The following is a 17,753-nucleotide window of genomic DNA, read 5'->3' as shown; positions in this document are numbered from 1 at the left end:
CCTGTTCACTGTGCCGGGAGGGCGCCTCCGCGTGTCTCCAGCACCCTCGCCGCACGGGTCAGTGGCCGGTCGACCTCTTCGAGCAGCTGTTTGGCGGCGGCGTCGAGCGTGGCCGTCACCCACTCCTCCAGCTCGGCGCCGGCATGGGCGGCCGCCTTGTGCCACCACTGGAGCCGGTTGTCGGGCACGGCGAGCCGACGGGTCGTCGCCACGTCACCGGTCCGCTGCGGGGTGCCCGCGCGCTCTGCCCGAATGGCATCGCGCAGCTGCTTGGTGTTCCACTTCATCCGCTCGGCACGATCGAGCCAGGTCTCCTGGTCGTCGACGGGCAGCGAAGCCAATTCGGCGTGGTGCTGGAAACTGAGGGCGGGCCGGCGCCGGTGCAGTTCGAACCGCCGGGAGACCCAGGCGTAGTTGCGCAGCGTCTGATACTGCAGACCGGCCGCGCGGATGCCGCGGTCGTAGCGGTCGGCGTACTGGTCCTTGCCGTAGACAAGCCAGTCCCCGAGCCACCAGGACGATGAGTTGAGCAGCCCGGAAAGCTGACGTCCGGCGCGTTCCCACTCCTCGAAGGAGAGTCCTAACGGTATGTGCAGGCCCACCTTTGTGGTGAGTACCTGATCGCGCCGCGATTCCGCCCGGGCATTTTTCCGGGCCCCGGACATGGTATCCGTGGTCGTTTCGGACATGAGCGCCTTGGGGTCTCTGTTTCCCTCGGCCCGACTCGTCATCACGCCTCCGTGGCAACGCACGTGTATTTCGTGTGTTCGCGATGGCTTCCCGTCAGATAGGGAAACGGTCGATCCCGATGAGCCCGAACCGGCCAATGCGTGGATTCCTCCGCAAGGTCGGGATGACCAGCCGCCGCGCTCCCGAGTAGATCCCGGCAACGTTGACCAGTTCAAGGATCCAGACACCTTCGAACGCGACTTTGCGAAGTTCGAACCTCTTAATGAAATCTTAGCGCCCTATTCCACGGAATGGCGTGATTCAATGGGTGCACAGAGCCCATGACGGTCCGAGTCGGCCATGACGACGGTCACGGCCGGCCACCCACCGAAGCGGAATCATCACGCTTCACCGCAGGTCACCACCTCATGCCCGCAGCGCTCGAAGGCTGCGGCGGAGGGTTGGACAAGCCATCCTGGCAAGAAGGCAAGTGCTCGGCCCAACAAAAAGTGATCGGAATCTGGCCATTGTCACCTGTCCGTGCACTCCTTGCCTACGTGCCGCGTCAGGCTCCCAGGGCCGGCTCAAGCCGTACTGGAGCATCGCCGGATAGTGGCGCCGCACTGACGTTCGCCCTAGACTCCCCCCAACGCTCGGTAACGTCGGGGGAGTTATTGTTGGCATGGATGCGGTCCAATCGGATGGCTCGTCGACTTCCCGCCACACCGCCGGCGCCGGCGACTCGGAATTAGCCCTGCATCGCTACAGCAGGACGATCTTCAAGAGCCTGCGCCGAATCGACCAACGCAAGTGGGCGCATGTCTATCTGAAAGGCCTGCTCGCCACGCCGGGCAAGAAATCGGTGCGCCGACTCGCCACCGTGATCTCCCGCGATCCGTCCGTCGCGCAGTCGTTGCGCCAGTTCGTCAATCTCAGCCCGTGGGACTTCGACGAGGTGATGGCGGAACTGACGCACTGGGTGGCACGGCGCCGCCCCGCCCCGGTCTGGTCCATCGGCCGGGCCGTCCTGCCCAAGCGCGGTGACCGGTCCGTAGGCGTCCATCGCTACTTCGACCTGTCCTCGGGCCGTACGCTCAACTGCCAGCTGGGGTTGGGGGCGTTCCTGCACGTGGGCGGCGTGCAGGTGCCCGTCGACTGGAGCCTGCACCTGCCCACGTCCTGGACACGCGACCCCGAGCGCCGTGCGGAGGCACGCATTCCGGACTCCGAGGAGTACCAGCCGCTGTGGGCACAGGCACTCCAACTCGTCGAACGCCTGTCAGCCCGCACGGGCTCCACGTCCTCCGTGGTCCTCGTCGACATGAGCGACGAACCCGACGTGGGATGTCTGGTGCACAAACTCGCCGAGCGACGCCAGGACTTCGTCGTCGCCGTGCCGCCGCACCTGGCGGTGCTGCCCGCGGGCGAGAAAGCCCCCACGCCCGTGAGCGCGAGGACCCTGGTCCACACGCGGGGCCAGGAGACGGCCGTGGTCGGCCTGCCGGACGGCTTGCCGCGCAGCGCACCGGTCCAGACCTCGCTCGTGTATCTGCCAGGCAGCTCTCCGGGCCGCTACCCCGGCCCCGCCTACCGGCTCTCCACCGAGGTGGGCCACGACCGTCCCCGCCCTCTGTGGCTCACCAGCCTCGCCCACGGGGCCGTCGCGGACGTCGGTTCGATCGCCGCACTCCAGAGCGGGACGGCGAGCGCGATCGGCTCCATGCGGCGGGACTTCGGGCTGCTGGACTTCGAGGGACGGTCGTTCCCCGGCTGGTACCACCACATGGCCCTCGTGTCCGCCGCGTACGCCTTCCAGCACCTGAACGGGCTCAGCTCCGTGGTGCCGTCCCGCCGACGGGACAGCCAGTGTCCCGGCCACACGACGCCCCACTGCTGCTCGGCGGGAGAGCGCACCGGGACGTCTCCGGCCTAGAGAGCTCTCCACGGCTGTCCCGTCGGCGGGACAGCCGTGCCGATAAAGGGTGCCACTACGCGGCGGAAAATCCGACGGCGCCAATGGAATTTCCGCCGCATTCTTCTGGCCGGCGAATATCGACCTGCTCTCCATTGTCACGCGGAACGGCCCTCTGTACCGTCCTGTTCAGTGAATCGAGTCGAGGAGGATCATGGACGACGAAGTAACCGAAGGCCTGCTGCCAGTGCTTCCGGAGCTCAGTCGCCTGCTGCCGGACCTCAACGGAATGGACATCACAAGCCTGCTGACCGACTACGCGCGCATGGCAAAGATAATTTCGGTGGTGGACGCGGCCCGCTTTCTGGAAGAGCATTTCGCGTCGGCACAGAATCTCGGCGGCCGGGAGAATCTCCTCCGGCATGCCTGCCTCTCGGTGAGGACAGACGGCGACGTGCTCGAGTTCGGTGTCATGGGAGGCCAGACCCTGGCCATCCTCTGCGAGGAGTTCGAGGACCGCACGGTGCACGGCTTCGACTCGTTCAAGGGTCTGCCCGAGGACTGGACCCATGACAGTCCGGTGGGCACGTACAGCACCGAGGGGCGGCTGCCGACCGGTCTTCCGTCCAACGCGCAGCTGCACGTCGGTCTGTTCGAGGACACGCTGCCGAAGTACCTGGCGGGCACCGACGAACCGGTGGCTCTCGTGCACATCGACTCGGACCTGTACTCCAGCGCGCGCACGGTCCTGTTCGGACTCGCCCCTCGGCTGCGTGCCGGCTCGATCATCGTTTTCGACGAGTTCCTCAACTACCCCGGGTGGCGCAAGCACGAGTACCGGGCTCTGATGGAGTTCGTGGACGCGTTCGACGTCAAGTTCCACTACTTCTCGTTCGCGTCGAGCTATCTGTCCGTCGCGGTGCAGCTGGACTCGGCGCCCAAGGTGAGCTGACGGACACGAAGAATGCTCCAGGGCGGTCCCTCCGACCGCCCTGGAGCATTCTTCGTGTCCGGTGGCTGGACCGTCACGGTGCGGTGCTCGCGGCGCGCATGTCGTCCAACGCCGACGCGATCACCTCGATGCCGGCGGCGATGACATCCGGATCGGGGGTGATGCTGATGCGGAAGCACTGTCGGGGGTGGCGGCCGAGGCCCGGGCTGTGCTCGACGTCGGTGAAGAAGTGCCTCCCCGGCACGACGAAGACGCCTCTGCGCTTGAGCAGCTCGTACAGCCGGAGGTCGTCGAACCACTCCTCGTCCACCCAGAGCCAGCAGAACATGCCTCCGTCGGCGGCGTGCAGGTGCCAGGAGACGTCCTTCGGCAGTGCCCGAGCCAGCAGCGCCTCGACGGACTTGCGCCGCTCTGCGTAGAAGGGGCCGATGATGGACGCGACCAGTTTGTCGAGCACGTCGGACCGCAGCGCGTGGGCCAGTGCCGACTGCACCAGCTGGGGGGCGTGCAGCGCCGAGTTGGAGAGGAACGAGACGATCGGATCGATGTAGCGCTCGTCGGCGACGGCGAAGCCCAGACGCTCCCCGGGAAGCCCGGCCTTCGAGACCGAGAAGACATTGATGACCCGCTCGTCCCACACCGGCGCCATGGACAGTGCGCCGATGCCCGGGAACGGAGCTCCGTAGGCGTTGTCGACCACGAGCGGAACGTCGTGGGACCGGGCGGCCGAGACGAGCCGCTGGATCTCGTCGGGCGACGCGCAGCGGCCGGCCGGATTGCTCGGGCTGGAGAACAGCATGAGCCCGACGTCCGTCAGGCTCTCGACGGCGGGCAGATCCAGCAGATAGCGGAAGGACCGGTCGCCTTCGAGCCGCAGCAGGGGCTCGACACCCCGGATTCCACCGGGTGTCAGGGAGAGCCCTTGGTATCCGGTGTAGTCCGGGGTGATCGGCAGGACCAGCTGGGTGTCCCTCGTCGCACCCGCCCCGGTGAAGAGTGCCGCGGCGATGAAGCAGAGCATCTGACTGCCGGGGCCCACCACGATGTTGCGCGGCCCCACACTCCAGCCGTAACGGCTGTTGAAGTATCCGGCGATGGCGTCGACGAGTACCGGCAGGCCGCGAGACGGTCCGTAGCTGCAGCTGACCTCGCCGAAGGAGGAAGCCAGTGCCTCGGAGGTCATCCGCTGCCAGGTGTCCATGACCTCGGGTATGGCGGCGGGATTGCCTATGCCCAGGTTGAGCCACTCCGTTCCCGTGTCGGAGCCGGTGGTGGTGGCGATGTCGTCCATGATGAGCCGGAGTCCTGACAGGCTGGCCATCTTGGTTCCGGATCGGGACAGCTCCACGGGACGTGGTCCTTTCCTGACGCTCAGCCGGCGGCCGGTGCCTGAGCGGTGTCGGGTGTGCGGACCTCGACGAAGGGCAGAATCTCGCGGAACCGCAGGACGGTGCCGTGGCAGTAGTTGGCGTTGTGCTCGAGGCTGCGCTGCGGCATGTACGGCATCTTCTGCCGGGCATGGTGGTTGATCCCCAGCCTGACCCGACCCGACTCACCGTCGCCGTGCACACCGGCCTCGAGCATCTCCCGCTCCGTCAGCAGCCGGGCCAGCTCGGCGGACACCTCCACGAGGAAGGTCTCGGCATCGCCCAGGCCCTGCACGGTGACCTCCGTGAAGTCGTAGTCCGGCACGCTGACCGGTTCGCGGTAGATGTACGGCCGTGCCAGCAGGTCCATCTCGAACGCCTGCCGGGCCATCGGGTCGGACCACCACTCCTGAGTCGTGACGTAGTCGACCAGCACCTTGTCGAACTCCTCACGATGGGTGCTGAGGATCATGTGCCCGATCTTGCCGCTGAGGAGCACGTCGTAGTTGGTCAGGTCGGCCAGTGACCGGGAGATGAGGTCGAGCACCTCGGAATCCGTCTGTTGCCGCATGAAACGCGCGACGCTGTCGAACAGGTCGCCGTAGGAGACGATGCCGGCGGTGTCGAGATAGCCGGAGAGCAGGAACAGCCCCCGCATGTTGTAGATCGTGTGCATCGCGTGGTACAGCCAGTAGGCGTCGCGGCACTCGTCCTTCGACACCCAGTTCGTGGCGACCACGACCTCGGCCTCGGACACGTCGCTCGGCACCGGTTCCGTCGTCAGGCCGTACTCCTCGACCTGGTTGAACATCGGCGTGTTGTGCAGGAGCAGTTGCGGATAGACGATGACGGTGTCGGCGTAGGACCGGCACAGCTTCGTCAGACCGTCCTTGAACGACTCGGGGGTCTCGCCCGGGAGCGGCCAGATCAGTTCGACGTAGGAGCTGATCTGCTTTTCCCTGAGCGTGCGCTGCAGCTCGACGAAGGTCTCCTCGCGGATGTTGGACCGCTCGATGAGCTTGAGAGCCTCGGGGTTCAGCGTCTGCAGCGAGATGGGCTGGGTCACCATCAGGTCGCCGCGGACGAATATCTCGGTGATCTGCGCCATGCGCTCCGGCCGGTTCTTGGTGGCCGCCATGTAGACGACCAGTGGATAGCCGACCTCTTTCTTGCGCTTGACGATGTGCTCGGTCATCTCCACGTCCCGTGGCGACTGCCCCCAGTTCGCGTCGGCGATGAAGAGCCCGGAGAGGCCGTTGTCGGCGATCCAGTCCAGCTCGGCCCGGATCCGCTCCTCCTCGAACTTGATCACCTTCGAGTTGGTGGCCGCGCCCCAGTAGCAGAAGGTGCAGCGGAAGGGGCACCCTCGGTTCGTCTCCAGGATCCCCATGCTGAACTCGCGGCCGTCGAAGACGCCCGTGAGGAAGGGGGACGGAATCTCCATGAGGTTGCTGATCCGCGGCGCCGGCTCGGTGGTGACGAGCTCGCCGTCGGACCAGAAGCTGAGTCCGGGGACCTGGCGGATGTCGGGCGTCGGGCTGTTGAGCTGCCTGAGCAGCTCCACGGACGTCCGCTCCCCCTCGCCGTTGCATATGTAGACGTTCGCCGGCGCGTCCGCCAGATAGGTCGCGGCGTGATTCATCACCTGCGGGCCGCCGAGCAGGTAGTGGGCGTCCGGCTGCCTCTCCCGCAGCTCCCTCAGCAGCCAGCTGACCAGCTTCATGTTCCAGATGTAACAACTGAAGGTATAGATGTCCGCGTACTTCCCCGCCAGTTCCTCCAGCAGCTTGTGCCGGTCGTCGGTCACCGGGTAGGAGACTATTTCGAAGGTGTGGGCCGGCCCCACCTCGATGTCCTCCTGCGCGCATGCCTGGATGTAGCCGGACGCGAGCGGAAGGATGTTCTCGTAGGTGGGGATTTCGACGAGCACGACTTTCTTGCGCTCCTGGTCTTTGACCCCGCCCCTAGTCGGGATACTTTCGATGAGCATTCCGGACCTCCGCCCCGAATCCTGTGCCGCTGTCTCGTCGAATTACGTGGCTATGAAGTCTGCTTGGGGGTCCCGGTGTCCTCCGCGACCCACTGGTCGATGCGTCCGGCCAGACCGGCGAGGACCGGGGTGTCGATGAGCACCCGTACGGTGAAGTCGATGTTCCAGACGCGGCGGGCCGCCAGAACCACCTTGGTGGCGAGCAGCGAATCCCCGCCGAGGCCGAAGAAGTCCTGGTCGCGCCCGACCTTGTCGATCTTGAGGACATCGGCCCAGATCGTTGCGAGCCGGCGTTCCGTCTCCGTCTCGAAGTCGCCTTCCATGTCACACCCCTGTCTGCGCTGACGTCTTGCCTTGAAGGTGGATCTCCGCGAGTGTCCGGGCAACCGCCTTGCGGTCCGCCTTGCCGCTCGGTGTGCGGGGAAGCTCCGGCAGCACCGTGACGGACACGGGCACCGAGGGACCGGGCAGCAGCTCGGTCAGGGCGGCCAGTGCCCGGCCGGCGTCGAAGGCGTCTTCCTCCCCGTCGACGGTGACCGCGGCCCGCAGCTGACGGGAACCCTCAGCGACCTGGAGGGGTACGCACACCGCTTCGGTGACTCCGGGCTGTTCGAGCAGGCAGGCGTCCACCTCGAGGGGATTCACCCGGACTCCGCGGATCTTCACCTCGTTGTCGGCACGGCCGACGTAGTGGATGACGCCGTCCTCGACGCGCACCAGGTCTCCGGTGCGGAAGGCCCGGTTCTGGCCGTGCCGGGTGAGGTTCAGGGGGATGTAGCGCGCCGCGTTGAGGCGGGGCTGGTTGAGGTAGCCGGTCGACAGCGGCAGGCCCGCCACCAGCAGCTCCCCCACTCCTGGCTCGTCCTGGTCGGCCGGATCGATGATCGCCTCGCATCCGGGCAGCGGACTCCCGATCGGCGGCAGGGTCGGCCAGTCCTCCGGCGGCCCGGTCAGCGTGTGCGCGGTGACCATGGCGGACTCGCTCTGGCCGTAGTGAATGTTCAGCCGACAGTTCGGCAGCCGGCGGAAGAAGTCCCTGAGGACCGGGGTGCAGACGAGTTGCTCGCCGCCGAGGTTCACCTCCCGGAGCGCGAGGCCGTCGAGCGAGTCGGCGGCGGCGGCGACGGTGGTGAGCATGTTCAGGGCCACGTACGGCAGGTGAAGGCGCTCGATCCGGTTGTCCGCCAGCCAGTCGAGCAGCGCGATCGGGTCACGGCGCAGCGACTCGGGCATGATCACCAGGGTTCCCCCGCCGCACAGCGTGCCGAGGACCTCCTGGAACCACACGTCGAAGTTGAGCGGCGTGAACTGGGCCGTGCGCAGATCGGGCCGCACCGAATGGTTTCGCTGCCAGTGCGCCATGTTGTCGATGGAGCGGTGCGGGAGCGCGACGCCCTTGGGCAGTCCCGTGGACCCGGAGGTGTAGATGATGTACACGGGCAGGTCAGCCTGGCAGGAGTGCGGCGGCATGGCCGCGGCGCCGGGCGTGACCGGGGCCGCGGGCAGCGGCGGTATGCGCAGGGTCCGCACGCCGGTCGCGAACTCGGGCTCCTGGTCGGCGAACAGCAGCAGCCTGGCGCCGCTGTCGGCGCTCATGTGCTCCAGGCGCTTGACCGGATAGTCGGCGTCCAGCGGCACGTAGGTGGCACCGATGTACACCGTGGCCAGCATCGCCGCCACGATCGCGGCACTTCGTGAGCCGGTGATCGCCACCCGGTCACCCGGGCGGATGCCCTGGTCCGCGAGGGCCGCTGCGACGCCGCCGATCCACAAGGTCAGTTCCCCGTAGGTCAGTTCACGGTCCTCGTCACGGACCGCGATCTCGCCCGAGCGTTTCGCCGCGGTCGTTGCCAGTGCCTCGAGCAGGCACGGCGGGTCGGCCGGACCGCCCCACAGTGAGGGGAGCGGTCGGGGCACAGTCAGCGCTGTCGGTTTACTTGCCATCTGCCATCCCTAGGCCGAGGACGCTCGTGAGAACCAAGCGTGTTTACTCAAGAGGGCGTTGCCGGATTCGACGCGACTTTCCCTGGCTCAGCTTCCGACGACCGAGCGGAAGTCGGCACGTTGGAATTGGGCGGTGATGTCATCACTCACCGATACGCATTACCGTGCCACGGAAATCAGCGTACCACGGCATTGCACAGGTCAAGTGACCGTCTTTGTACGGCACTTGATGTCGTCCAATACGTCGTTCAGATCCGCCAGCAAAGCGGGTTCTTCGGCCCTGAGATAGAAATGCCCCCCGGGCAGTACGCGGAGCCGGAAGGCATCGTGCGTCAATTCCCCCCAGCGGTGCATCTGTTCCGGCGTCACTTCGGAATCGGCGTCGCCGGTGTAGCCGTAGACCGGACAGTCGAGGAGGGGCCGCGGGCCGCCGGCGTAGTCGTCCACCAGGTGGTAGTCCGCGCGGACCGCCGGGAGCACGATCTCCCGCAGGTCGGGGTCGGCGAACACCGCGGCACGGCTCGCGTCGAAGCCCACGACATGCGCGATGATCTCCTCGTCCGTGCCGGAGATCATCTGCCGGCCGGCCAGCGCGTGCGTCGCCCGCCTGCCCGACACGCACAGGGCGGCCGGAGCGCGACCCCGTTCCTGGAAGCGCAGTGCCACCTCGTGCGCCACCGAGGCCCCCATGCTGTGACCGAACATCACCAGCCGATGCCGTGTCAGCCCGTCGAGCGCGTCGGCTATCTCGTCCGCGAGGGCCTCCAACCGGGGTGCGAACGGGTCGCCGAACCGGTCCTCGCGGCCCGGATAGCGGACGGCGAGCACGGCGACGTCAGGCGGCAGCCCCCGTGCCCAGCTGCGGTACGCGCTCGCGCCGGCGCCGGCCGCGGCAAAGCAGAGCAGCTTCGTCTCGCAGCCGTCGTCGTCGCGGTAGCGGCGCAGCCACCGGTCCTCGACCGGATCACTCATCGGAACATTCCCTTTCCGGCCTCGGCGAGCACCGCGCCCTCGTCGTTCGCCTCGGTGCGCCTGGCGACGATCGAGTCGAGGATCTCGCCGCTGCGTATCGCGATGTTCGACAGCAGTGAGGAGGTCAGGCCGTGGCTGTGTTCGGTGCCGCCCTGGAGGTAGATGCCGCAGCGCATGCCGGGCTCGGTGACGATGCGGTAGTCCCGCTCCACCCGGTACCGGCCGGCCTCGTCGCGCAGGCAGTACCGGTCGAGGTCGCCGAGCAGGTCCGTCGGCTCCATCGCGTCGTAGCCGGTCGCGCAGACCAGCAGGTCGAAGTCGAGTTCGCGCACCCCGCCGTCGGAGCCCTCCTGGAGGGACACGCGCGTCTCGGTGCCCGCGCGCTTCACACCGGTGACCCTCGTCAGGTTGAGGAACTTCAGGCGGCTGACGCCCCGTACGTCGTCGTCGTACGACCTGCGGTACAGGTCGCGGATCACCTCGTCGTCGACGACCGAGTAGTTCGTGTTGCGGTGGTACCGCCAGAACGCCTCTCGCGTCTGCTCGGTGCCGAAGTAGTACTCGTCGACGGCCCTCAGATCGAAGATCTGATTGGCGAAGGGGGTGTCGTCCGCGACGGAGTAGCCGTAGGACGGAACGATCGCGCAGACTTCGGCGTGCGGCAGCTCGTCGTACAGGAACCTGGTGATCTCGGCGGCGCTCTGGCCCGCTCCGGCCACCGCCACCCGGCGCAGTTCCCCGGGGTCCGTCCGGCGGTACTTCTCCAGGAACTCGGAGCTGTGCCAGACCCGTTCGTCGCGCTCGGTTCCCTCGGGCATGCTCGGGACCAGGCCGGTGGAGATCACCACGTTGCGGGCCTCGACCACGCGGCCGGGCCGGCCGGCGTTGTCCGCCACCTCCAGCAGCAGACGGTCCGACAGCTCCGCGGCGGCGTCCGGCGGCCGTCGGATCGACGTCACCTCGCTGCCGTACACGATGCGGTCGGCCACCCTCGACTGCGCCCACTCCAGGTACTGGTGGAACTCCTGGCGGGTGGGGAAGAAGTCCTGGTTGTTCACGAACTGCGGGAGCCGCCCCGACGCGTGCAGATACGCGACGAAGCTGAAACTCGACGTCGGATTGCGGAAGGTGACCAGATCCTTGAGGAAGGATATCTGCATGGTCGCCGACGGCAGCAGCATGTTGCGGTGCCAGCCGAAAGAGGACTGACGCTCGAAGAAGAGGCTGCTGATCCGGTTCTCCGGGCCATGCGCCCCGAACTCCTGCAAGGCGATGGCGAGCGACAGGTTGGACGGACCGAACCCAATGCCGACCACGTCGTAGATCTCGTTTTCACGATTACTCATAGAGAATTCTCCCGCTGGCATTTCCATCGGTCGCGCCGCCAACGTAGACCCGGCACGATGAGCCATTCAAGTACGCCTGCCGCATTCATGTCCCGTCGGCGGGACATGAATTCACACGTAAAATGCTCAGAGGGCTTCGCCGTCCTTGGTTCTCCTGCGCAGCGCCGGCCTGCTCGACCGGGCGAGGTCCTTCCACCTGTCCGACAGACCGGCGATGGTGCGTGCCGCGAACAAGGTGCGGATGGAGACTTCGAGATTCAGCTCCGCGCGGATCAGACCGACGAGCCTGATCGCCCGCAGCGAGTTGCCACCGAGGTCGAAGAAGTCCTCGTCGATGCCCACGCGGTCCAGTTGGAGCGCGTCGGCGAAGGCCTCGGCCAGCACCCGCTCGGTGTGGTTGCGAGGTGCCCGGTACTTCCTGTCGTGGAAGACGGGTTCAGGCAGCGCTGCCCGGTCCACTCTTCCGCCGACCGTCACCGGCAGGCTGTCCAGCACCACGAACACGGACGGCACCATGGACTCCGGCAGCCGCTCCGCGGCGTACCGGCGCAGTTCCTCGGCCGCGGGCCCGGCTCCGCGTTCACCCACCGGAACCACGTACGCGACCAGCCGCCGTTGCCCGGAGTCGTCCTGCCCGGCGACCACCACGGACCGGACGAGCCCGGGGTGCTCGGACAGTACCTCTTCGATCTCCGTCGGCTCGACCGTCGCACCGCGTACCTCCGTCCGGGTGCCGGCCCGGCCCACGTACTCCAGGCGGCCGTCGGCGACCCAGCGCATCCGGTCCCCGGTCCGGTACATGCGACCGCCCGCAGGACCGAACGGGCAGGGCACGAACCGCTCCGCCGTCGGCCCGGGCCGCCCGGCAAGGCCGCGGGCGAGGCCGGAGCCCGCCACGTACAGCTCGCCGGTCACGCCCACGGGCACCGGCGCCAGGCCGGGCCCGAGCACGTAGAGGGCGGAGTGGTCCGCGGCCTGGCCGGCCGCGCCGACGTGGTCCGCCGGGGCGTCCCCGGCCAGGCGGTGGGCCACCGGGAACACCGTCGTCTCCGTCGGGCCGTGGCCGGTCACGACCGTGAGATCGGGGCAGGCCTCCCGCACCCGTCGCAGCGCGGCCGCGGACACGCGGTCACCGCCGGTCCACACCTCGCGCAGGCCGGCGAGACTCTTGGGGTGCTCGGCGGCGATCGCCGAGAACTGGCCCACGGGCAGCCACAGCGCAAAGCGCTCGTGCACCGCGCGCAGTTCGGCCAGCGTGTCGATGTCCAGGTCGACCGGCGGAGCCACCATGACCCGGCCGCCGTTCAGCAGCGGCGCCCACAGTTCGAGCACGAGCGCCTCGGAGGTGTGCGAGGAGTGCCACAGGACGGTGCCGCGGCTGCCTTCGCGCCACTGCCGGTCCAGGGCGGACCGCCGCATGTTCCCGTGGGTGACGGCGACCGCTGTGGGCGTGCCGTCCGCTGCGGAACCGTACATGACGGCCAGCAGGTTGTCCGGGTGCACGGAGACCGGTGCACCGTCGTCGCCCGTGGCCTCCGAGGCGATGTCGTCGAACCGGATCACCGGGACGTCCGGATCGGCGCAGAGCGCTTCGGCCGTCGCCGCTGCCGCGAGCAGGACTCGCACCCCGGTCTCGCGCACGACCGGCCGGACCCGCTCCGGGGTCGCCGCCGGGTCGACGGGCAGGTAGGCTCCGCCCGCCTTCGCCACGCCCAGCAGGGCGACGGCCAGGTCCACCGAGCGGGGCATCGCCACCGCCACGACCGTCTCGGGTCCGACGCCCCGGCGGCGCAGCGCCCCGGCCACGCGGCCGGACCTCTCGTCCAGCTCGCGGTACGAGAGGGCGGACTCCCCGGAGAGCACCGCGACGGCGTCGGGAGCCTGCTCGACCCGGAGGGCGAACAGCTCGGGAACCGTCAGCTCGGGCACCGGGACTTCCGCGGCGTTCGGCGCTCTCAGCACCTGGTCCCGCTGGGCGCCCGCGACCACGTCGAGCGCACCGACCGGCAGTTGGGGGTCGGCGGCCAGCAGGGCACGCGTGTACGCGATCAGCTCCAGGCCGATGAAGCGCAGTTCCGCCGCGGAGTACAGGGTCGCGGGGGCGTCGAGGCGGAGGAAGAGATCGCTGTCGGCGCTTCCGTCGGTGTAGACGCCGATGGACAGTTCGTCGAAGGCACCGGTCGTTGCGCCGAGGTGATGCGCGGGGCGGCCGGCGAAGTGGAGTTGCTCGGCGAACTCGACGACGTTGATCACGGCGCCGAAACTGCCGCGTCCGCTCAGGCCGATGCCGCTCGCGCGCTGGATGTCGGAGTAGTGGCAGGCCATGTGGCCGAAGATCTCGTACGTCTCGTCGACCACCGAGTCGGCAATCTCCCCGAAGGTGGCGCCGAGCGGAACCCGCACCCGCAGCGGCACCACGTTGACCGCCAGGCCGGGCGTGCTGCTCGCCGCCCCGGTCCGGTTGGCCACGGCCATCGAGAGGAGGAACTCGGGGCGGTCGCAGCGGTGCCGGAAGTACACCGCCGCGGCTGCGGTCAGCAGCGACGACATCCACACGCCCATGGACTTCGCGGCGTCGGTCCAGTTGTCCGCCTCGGCGCGCGAGATGGTCAGCGTCCGGCTCACCATGCCGATGGCGTCGGCCAGTTGGCCCCAGCGGTCGGCGGTGCCAGTGCGCTCGGACAGCACGGTCCGCGCCACTTCGGGCAGGGCGATGCGGGGAACCTGCGCGGGTCCCGGCGCGTTCGCCAGGTAGGAGCGCCAGAACTCGGTGTCCTCGGTGAAGGCCGGGGAGTCACGGTACTGGGCCGACTCGGCCGCGAACGGCTCGGCGTCCCACGGCTGCGGCAACTCCGGTATCCGCGCACCCCGTACGAGCGCCGTGTAGACCTCCGCGAGGCGCCGCGACAGCAGGCCGCCCGCGCCGTACCCGTCCGAGACGAGGTGATGGTAGGCGACCACCACGAGGGAGCGGTCCGTCGCGAGTCTCACCACTCCGAGCCGGAACAGCAGATCCCGCTCCAGGTCGAACGGCTGCCTCACCAGGTCGGCCAGCGCCTCGCGGGCCGTCTCCTCGGGATCGGCGGTGTCGCTCACATCCATGAAGAACGGCTGCCAGTCCCCCAGTTCCCGGGGTATCTGCCGCAGTTCGCCGTCGACTTCGATGAAGTTGACGCGCAGCACTTCCGCCTCGCCGAGTACGTGACGGAATGCGGATTCCATGACCGCCGTGTCCAGTTCACCGTCCACGTCCCACATGAACAGCGCGTGGTTCAGCGTGTCGGGGGTCATTCTCTGCGCCAGCCACATTCCCTTTTGCGCAGACGACGCACCGAACGAGCGCACACGGATCATCTCCTCAAGCGAACAGGTCCGGGATTCGGCGGAATTCGAGATCGCCTCCACCTTCACGGACGCGGGAAGTACCGGTCAAGACAATCGGGTTCGGGGCTGAGGGCCCGTCGGGGCACTCGGGGGTGTCCTGCCGACGGGACAGTTACCGGGCGCGGAAAGAGGAGGCGATGTGCCCGGCGATCAGCCGCGCGGTCGGGTATCTCAGCGCCATGTTCGCCCGCAGTCGGAGCCCGGTCGCCGCGGCCAGCCGCTTGCTCAACTCCACCGACAGCAGCGAGTCGAAGCCGAGTTCCCTGAACTCCTGGTCGGGGTCGATCGTCTCACCGGAGGGGTGTCCGAGCACGACGGCGATCTTCCCCAGGACATGGTCCAGTACGAGTGCCTCCGCGTCTCGTTCGGGGAGCGTGGAGAACGCGTCCGGCAAGGAAAGAGGCTCGTCATCGGCTGTCGGCGGCTCCGCCTCGGCCAGCTGTGCCGTCACCCCCGGGTGGGCGGAGTTCAGCCAGTACCGCTGCCGCTGGAACGTGTACGTCGGCAGTTCCACCCGTCGGCGCGCCCCGAAGAAGGCGTCCCAGTCCACGCGCCCGCCCCGGACGTACAGCTGGGCCAGCGAGTCGAGGAGTGCCTGCGCCTCTCCCCGGTCCCGCCGCGCCGAGGACAGGACGAGCGTGTCGTCGAGGTCCTCGACGATCTCCTGCACCGGGACGGTCAGGACGGGGTGGGGGCTCATTTCGACGAACACCCGGTGGCCGTCCTCGGCCAGTCGCCGGACGGATGTTTCGAAGAGGACTTTCTCGCGGAGATTTTCGTACCAGTAGACATCGTTCAGCTCCGCGGTATCAACCTTTTCACCGAACAGGGTCGAGTAGAAGGGCAGCGTCGACGATTGCGGGCGGATGTCGGAGAGCGGTTCGATCACCTGGTCGCGGACCCTGGCGACCTGGTGGGAATGGGAGGCGTAGTCGACCGATATGCGTTTGGCCTGAATGCCCTCCGCGGTCATCTTCTCGACGAATTCATCGAGGGCACCGGGCTCTCCGGACACCACCACGGAGCGGGGACCGTTGACGACGGCGACACCCAACCGGTCGTTCCAGGACGCGAGGCGCGCGGCCACGCGTTCCGCGGACTCCGCCACCGACGCCATCCCGCCGTGGCCGATGAGCTCCAGCAGTGCCTTGCTGCGGAGCGCCACGATCCTGGTGGCGTCGCGCAGCGACAGCGCGCCGCAGACATGGGCGGCGGCGATCTCGCCCTGGCTGTGTCCGACCACGGCGGCCGGTTCCACGCCCCAGGACCGCCACAGGGCGGCCAGGGAGACCATCACCGAGAACAGCGCCGGCTGCACCACGTCGACCCGGTCCAGCGTAGGGGCGCCTTCCGCACCGCGCACCACGTCGGTCAGCGACCAGTCGACCCACTCCGTCAGCGCGCCGGCGCAGGCGTCGAGGCTGTCGGCGAAGACGGGGAAGGTGGCGTACAACTGGCGTCCCATGCCGACCCATTGGGATCCCTGACCGGGGAACATGAAGACGATTCCGCCGAGTTGCCCGGCGGTCCCGCGCACGACCGCGGCGGACTCGGTGCCGTCGCGCACCGACGCCAGTCCGCCGAGCAGTTCGTGCCGGTCGCGGCCCAGGACGACCGCACGGTGCTGGAAGGCCGTCCGGCTCGACACCAGAGACCAGCCGGTGTCGGCGACATCCACGGTCGGGTTCGCCTCGACGAAGTCGTGCAGCCTGCCCGCCTGCCGTCCCAGCGCCGCCGTGTTCCGGCCCGACACGGTCCACGGCACCAGACCGCCGGCGACGGCCGGGCCGGGCTCGGCCGGCTGCTGGGGCGGTGCCGCCTCCTCCAGGATCACGTGCGCGTTGGTGCCGCTGACGCCGAACGAGGAGACACCGGCCCGGCGCGGGCCGTCCGCGCGGGGCCACTCGTGTCCCTCCAGCAGCAGTTCGACCGCGCCCGAGGACCAGTCCACGTGGGGTGAGGGCGTGCCTACGTGCAGGGTCTTCGGCAGGTAGCCGTGACGCATGGCCTGCACCGCCTTGATGATCCCGCCGACCCCGGCCGCGGCCTGGGCGTGACCGATGTTCGACTTCAGGGAACCCAGCCACAGCGGCCTGTCCTCGGGCCGGTCCTGTCCGTAGGTCGCGAGCAGCGCGCCCGCCTCGATCGGGTCGCCCAGCGCGGTTCCGGTGCCATGGGCCTCGACCAGGTCCACGTCCCGGGGCGCGACCCCCGCGTCGGCCAGAGCCTGCCGGATCACCTTCTGCTGGGCCAGGCCGTTGGGCGCGGTCAGGCCGTTGCTGGCGCCGTCCTGGTTCACCGCGCTGCCGCGGACGACGGCCAGCACCGGGTGGCCGGCCCGGCGGGCGTCGGACAGCCGCTCCAACAGCAGCACGCCCACTCCCTCGGCCCAGCCGGTGCCGTCCGCGCCGTCCGCGAAGGACTTGCACCGGCCGTCGGCCGCCAGTCCGCGCTGTCGTGAGAACTCCACGAAGATCGCGGGCGTCGACATCACCAGCGCCCCGCCGGCCAGCGCGAGCGAGCACTCGCCCGCGCGCAGGGACCGTACCGCCAGATGCAGGGCGACCAGCGACGAGGAGCAGGCCGTGTCCACGGACAACGTAGGTCCGGTCAGGCCCAGTTCGTACGCGACCCGGCCTGAGGCGACGCTCAGCGCGCTCCCGTGCATCAGGTAGCCCTCCAGCTCGCTCCCGCCCCCTTCCAGGAAGCGGGAGCCGTACTCGGAGGAGCTCACCCCGGTGAAGACGCCGACGTCGGTTCCGCGCACCTGTGCGGGCACGATGCCCGCCCGCTCGAAGACTTCCCACGAGGTCTCCAGGAGCAGGCGCTGCTGCGGATCAATGGCCATTGCCTCACGCGGGCTGATGCCGAAGAAGCCCGCGTCGAAGCCGGCCACGTCCGTCAGGAATCCGCCGTGCCGCACGTACGAGCTGCCGGACCTGTCGGGGTCCGGGTCGTACAGGTCGCGCCAGCCGCGGTCCGTGGGGAACTCGCCCACCGCGTCCACGCCGTCGCGGACCATCTCCCACAGTTCCTCGGGCGAGGTCACGCCCCCCGGGTAGCGGCAGGCCATGGCCACCACGGCGACCGGTTCGCTGTGGCGGGCTCTGAGGGCCTCGTTCTCCTGCCGGAGGCGGTCGCGCTCCTCCAGCAGGGTGCGCAGCGCCCGTTCGACCCGGGTCCCGCCCGCCGCCGTACGGTCCACGGAGTCGTCCAT

At 68.6% G+C, this 17,753-nt stretch carries 10 protein-coding genes and 1 pseudogene; 2 read left to right on the top strand and 9 right to left on the bottom strand.

The genetic code is table 11. The features are described 5' to 3' along the window. Positions 1-5: 5 nt before the first annotated feature. On the bottom strand, positions 6-602 hold the full coding sequence (locus AC068Z_RS33565; protein WP_478564312.1) for an LmbU family transcriptional regulator: 597 nt from the start codon (positions 600-602) through the stop codon (positions 6-8). A gap of 749 nt (positions 603-1,351) precedes the next feature. On the opposite strand from AC068Z_RS33565, the pseudogene AC068Z_RS33560 reads away from it, so the two are divergent. Both AC068Z_RS33560 and AC068Z_RS33555 read left to right on the top strand, forming a co-directional pair. Then, positions 1,352-2,515 (top strand): annotated as a pseudogene (locus tag AC068Z_RS33560) (IS701 family transposase); the annotation flags it as partial. Between the two features lie 280 nt (positions 2,516-2,795). After that, positions 2,796-3,533, top strand: coding sequence for a class I SAM-dependent methyltransferase (locus AC068Z_RS33555; protein ID WP_478564309.1), 738 nt, complete (start codon positions 2,796-2,798; stop codon positions 3,531-3,533). Positions 3,534-3,606: 73 nt separating this feature from the next. On the opposite strand, the gene AC068Z_RS33550 is transcribed toward AC068Z_RS33555, so the two are convergent. From AC068Z_RS33550 to AC068Z_RS33515, 8 genes are all read right to left on the bottom strand, one after another. Continuing rightward, complete coding sequence (locus tag AC068Z_RS33550; RefSeq protein WP_478564307.1) at positions 3,607-4,881, bottom strand: valine--pyruvate transaminase; 1,275 nt, start codon at positions 4,879-4,881, stop codon at positions 3,607-3,609. 23 nt (positions 4,882-4,904) lie between these two features. Then, positions 4,905-6,890 carry a B12-binding domain-containing radical SAM protein gene (locus tag AC068Z_RS33545; protein WP_478564304.1) on the bottom strand — a complete coding sequence of 662 codons (1,986 nt, stop codon included), beginning with the start codon at positions 6,888-6,890 and terminating at the stop codon, positions 4,905-4,907. Positions 6,891-6,940: 50 nt separating this feature from the next. After that, positions 6,941-7,213 carry a phosphopantetheine-binding protein gene (locus AC068Z_RS33540; RefSeq protein ID WP_478564301.1) on the bottom strand — a complete coding sequence of 91 codons (273 nt, stop codon included), beginning with the start codon at positions 7,211-7,213 and terminating at the stop codon, positions 6,941-6,943. A 1-nt stretch (position 7,214) separates the two neighbouring features. Next, positions 7,215-8,807 (bottom strand): AMP-binding protein, encoded by a 1,593-nt coding sequence (locus tag AC068Z_RS33535; RefSeq protein ID WP_478564299.1) that lies wholly within the window; start codon positions 8,805-8,807, stop codon positions 7,215-7,217. Positions 8,808-9,035: 228 nt separating this feature from the next. Then, entirely contained in the window at positions 9,036-9,806 is a 771-nt protein-coding gene (locus tag AC068Z_RS33530) for a thioesterase II family protein (RefSeq protein WP_478564296.1), read from the bottom strand. Then, a complete protein-coding gene (locus tag AC068Z_RS33525; protein ID WP_478564293.1) occupies positions 9,803-11,152 on the bottom strand; it encodes a lysine N(6)-hydroxylase/L-ornithine N(5)-oxygenase family protein in 1,350 nt (449 codons plus the stop codon). Before AC068Z_RS33525 ends, AC068Z_RS33530 begins: the two co-directional genes overlap by 4 nt. Before the next feature lie 126 nt (positions 11,153-11,278). Further along, complete coding sequence (locus AC068Z_RS33520; RefSeq protein WP_478564290.1) at positions 11,279-14,506, bottom strand: non-ribosomal peptide synthetase; 3,228 nt, start codon at positions 14,504-14,506, stop codon at positions 11,279-11,281. Positions 14,507-14,648: 142 nt separating this feature from the next. Then, positions 14,649-17,753 (bottom strand): type I polyketide synthase, encoded by a 3,105-nt coding sequence (locus AC068Z_RS33515; protein WP_478564287.1) that lies wholly within the window; start codon positions 17,751-17,753, stop codon positions 14,649-14,651.

Source organism: Streptomyces sp. NPDC043726 (genome assembly GCF_056436565.1).
The sequence above is the reverse complement of the archived record's forward strand: the minus strand, read 5'-3'. Positions and strand labels throughout refer to the sequence as shown.

What these genes read in the sequence shown, in the direction of transcription:
- AC068Z_RS33555 (WP_478564309.1), top strand. Translation starts at nt 2,796, where the DNA reads ATGGACGACGAAGTAACCGAAGGCCTGCTGCCAGTGCTTCCGGAGCTC.
- AC068Z_RS33545 (WP_478564304.1), bottom strand. Translation starts at nt 6,890, where the DNA reads ATGCTCATCGAAAGTATCCCGACTAGGGGCGGGGTCAAAGACCAGGAG.
- AC068Z_RS33530 (WP_478564296.1), bottom strand. Translation starts at nt 9,806, where the DNA reads ATGAGTGATCCGGTCGAGGACCGGTGGCTGCGCCGCTACCGCGACGAC.
- AC068Z_RS33525 (WP_478564293.1), bottom strand. Translation starts at nt 11,152, where the DNA reads ATGAGTAATCGTGAAAACGAGATCTACGACGTGGTCGGCATTGGGTTC.
- AC068Z_RS33540 (WP_478564301.1), bottom strand. Translation starts at nt 7,213, where the DNA reads ATGGAAGGCGACTTCGAGACGGAGACGGAACGCCGGCTCGCAACGATC.
- AC068Z_RS33515 (WP_478564287.1), bottom strand. Translation starts at nt 17,753, where the DNA reads ATGGACGACTCCGTGGACCGTACGGCGGCGGGCGGGACCCGGGTCGAA.
- AC068Z_RS33520 (WP_478564290.1), bottom strand. Translation starts at nt 14,506, where the DNA reads ATGATCCGTGTGCGCTCGTTCGGTGCGTCGTCTGCGCAAAAGGGAATG.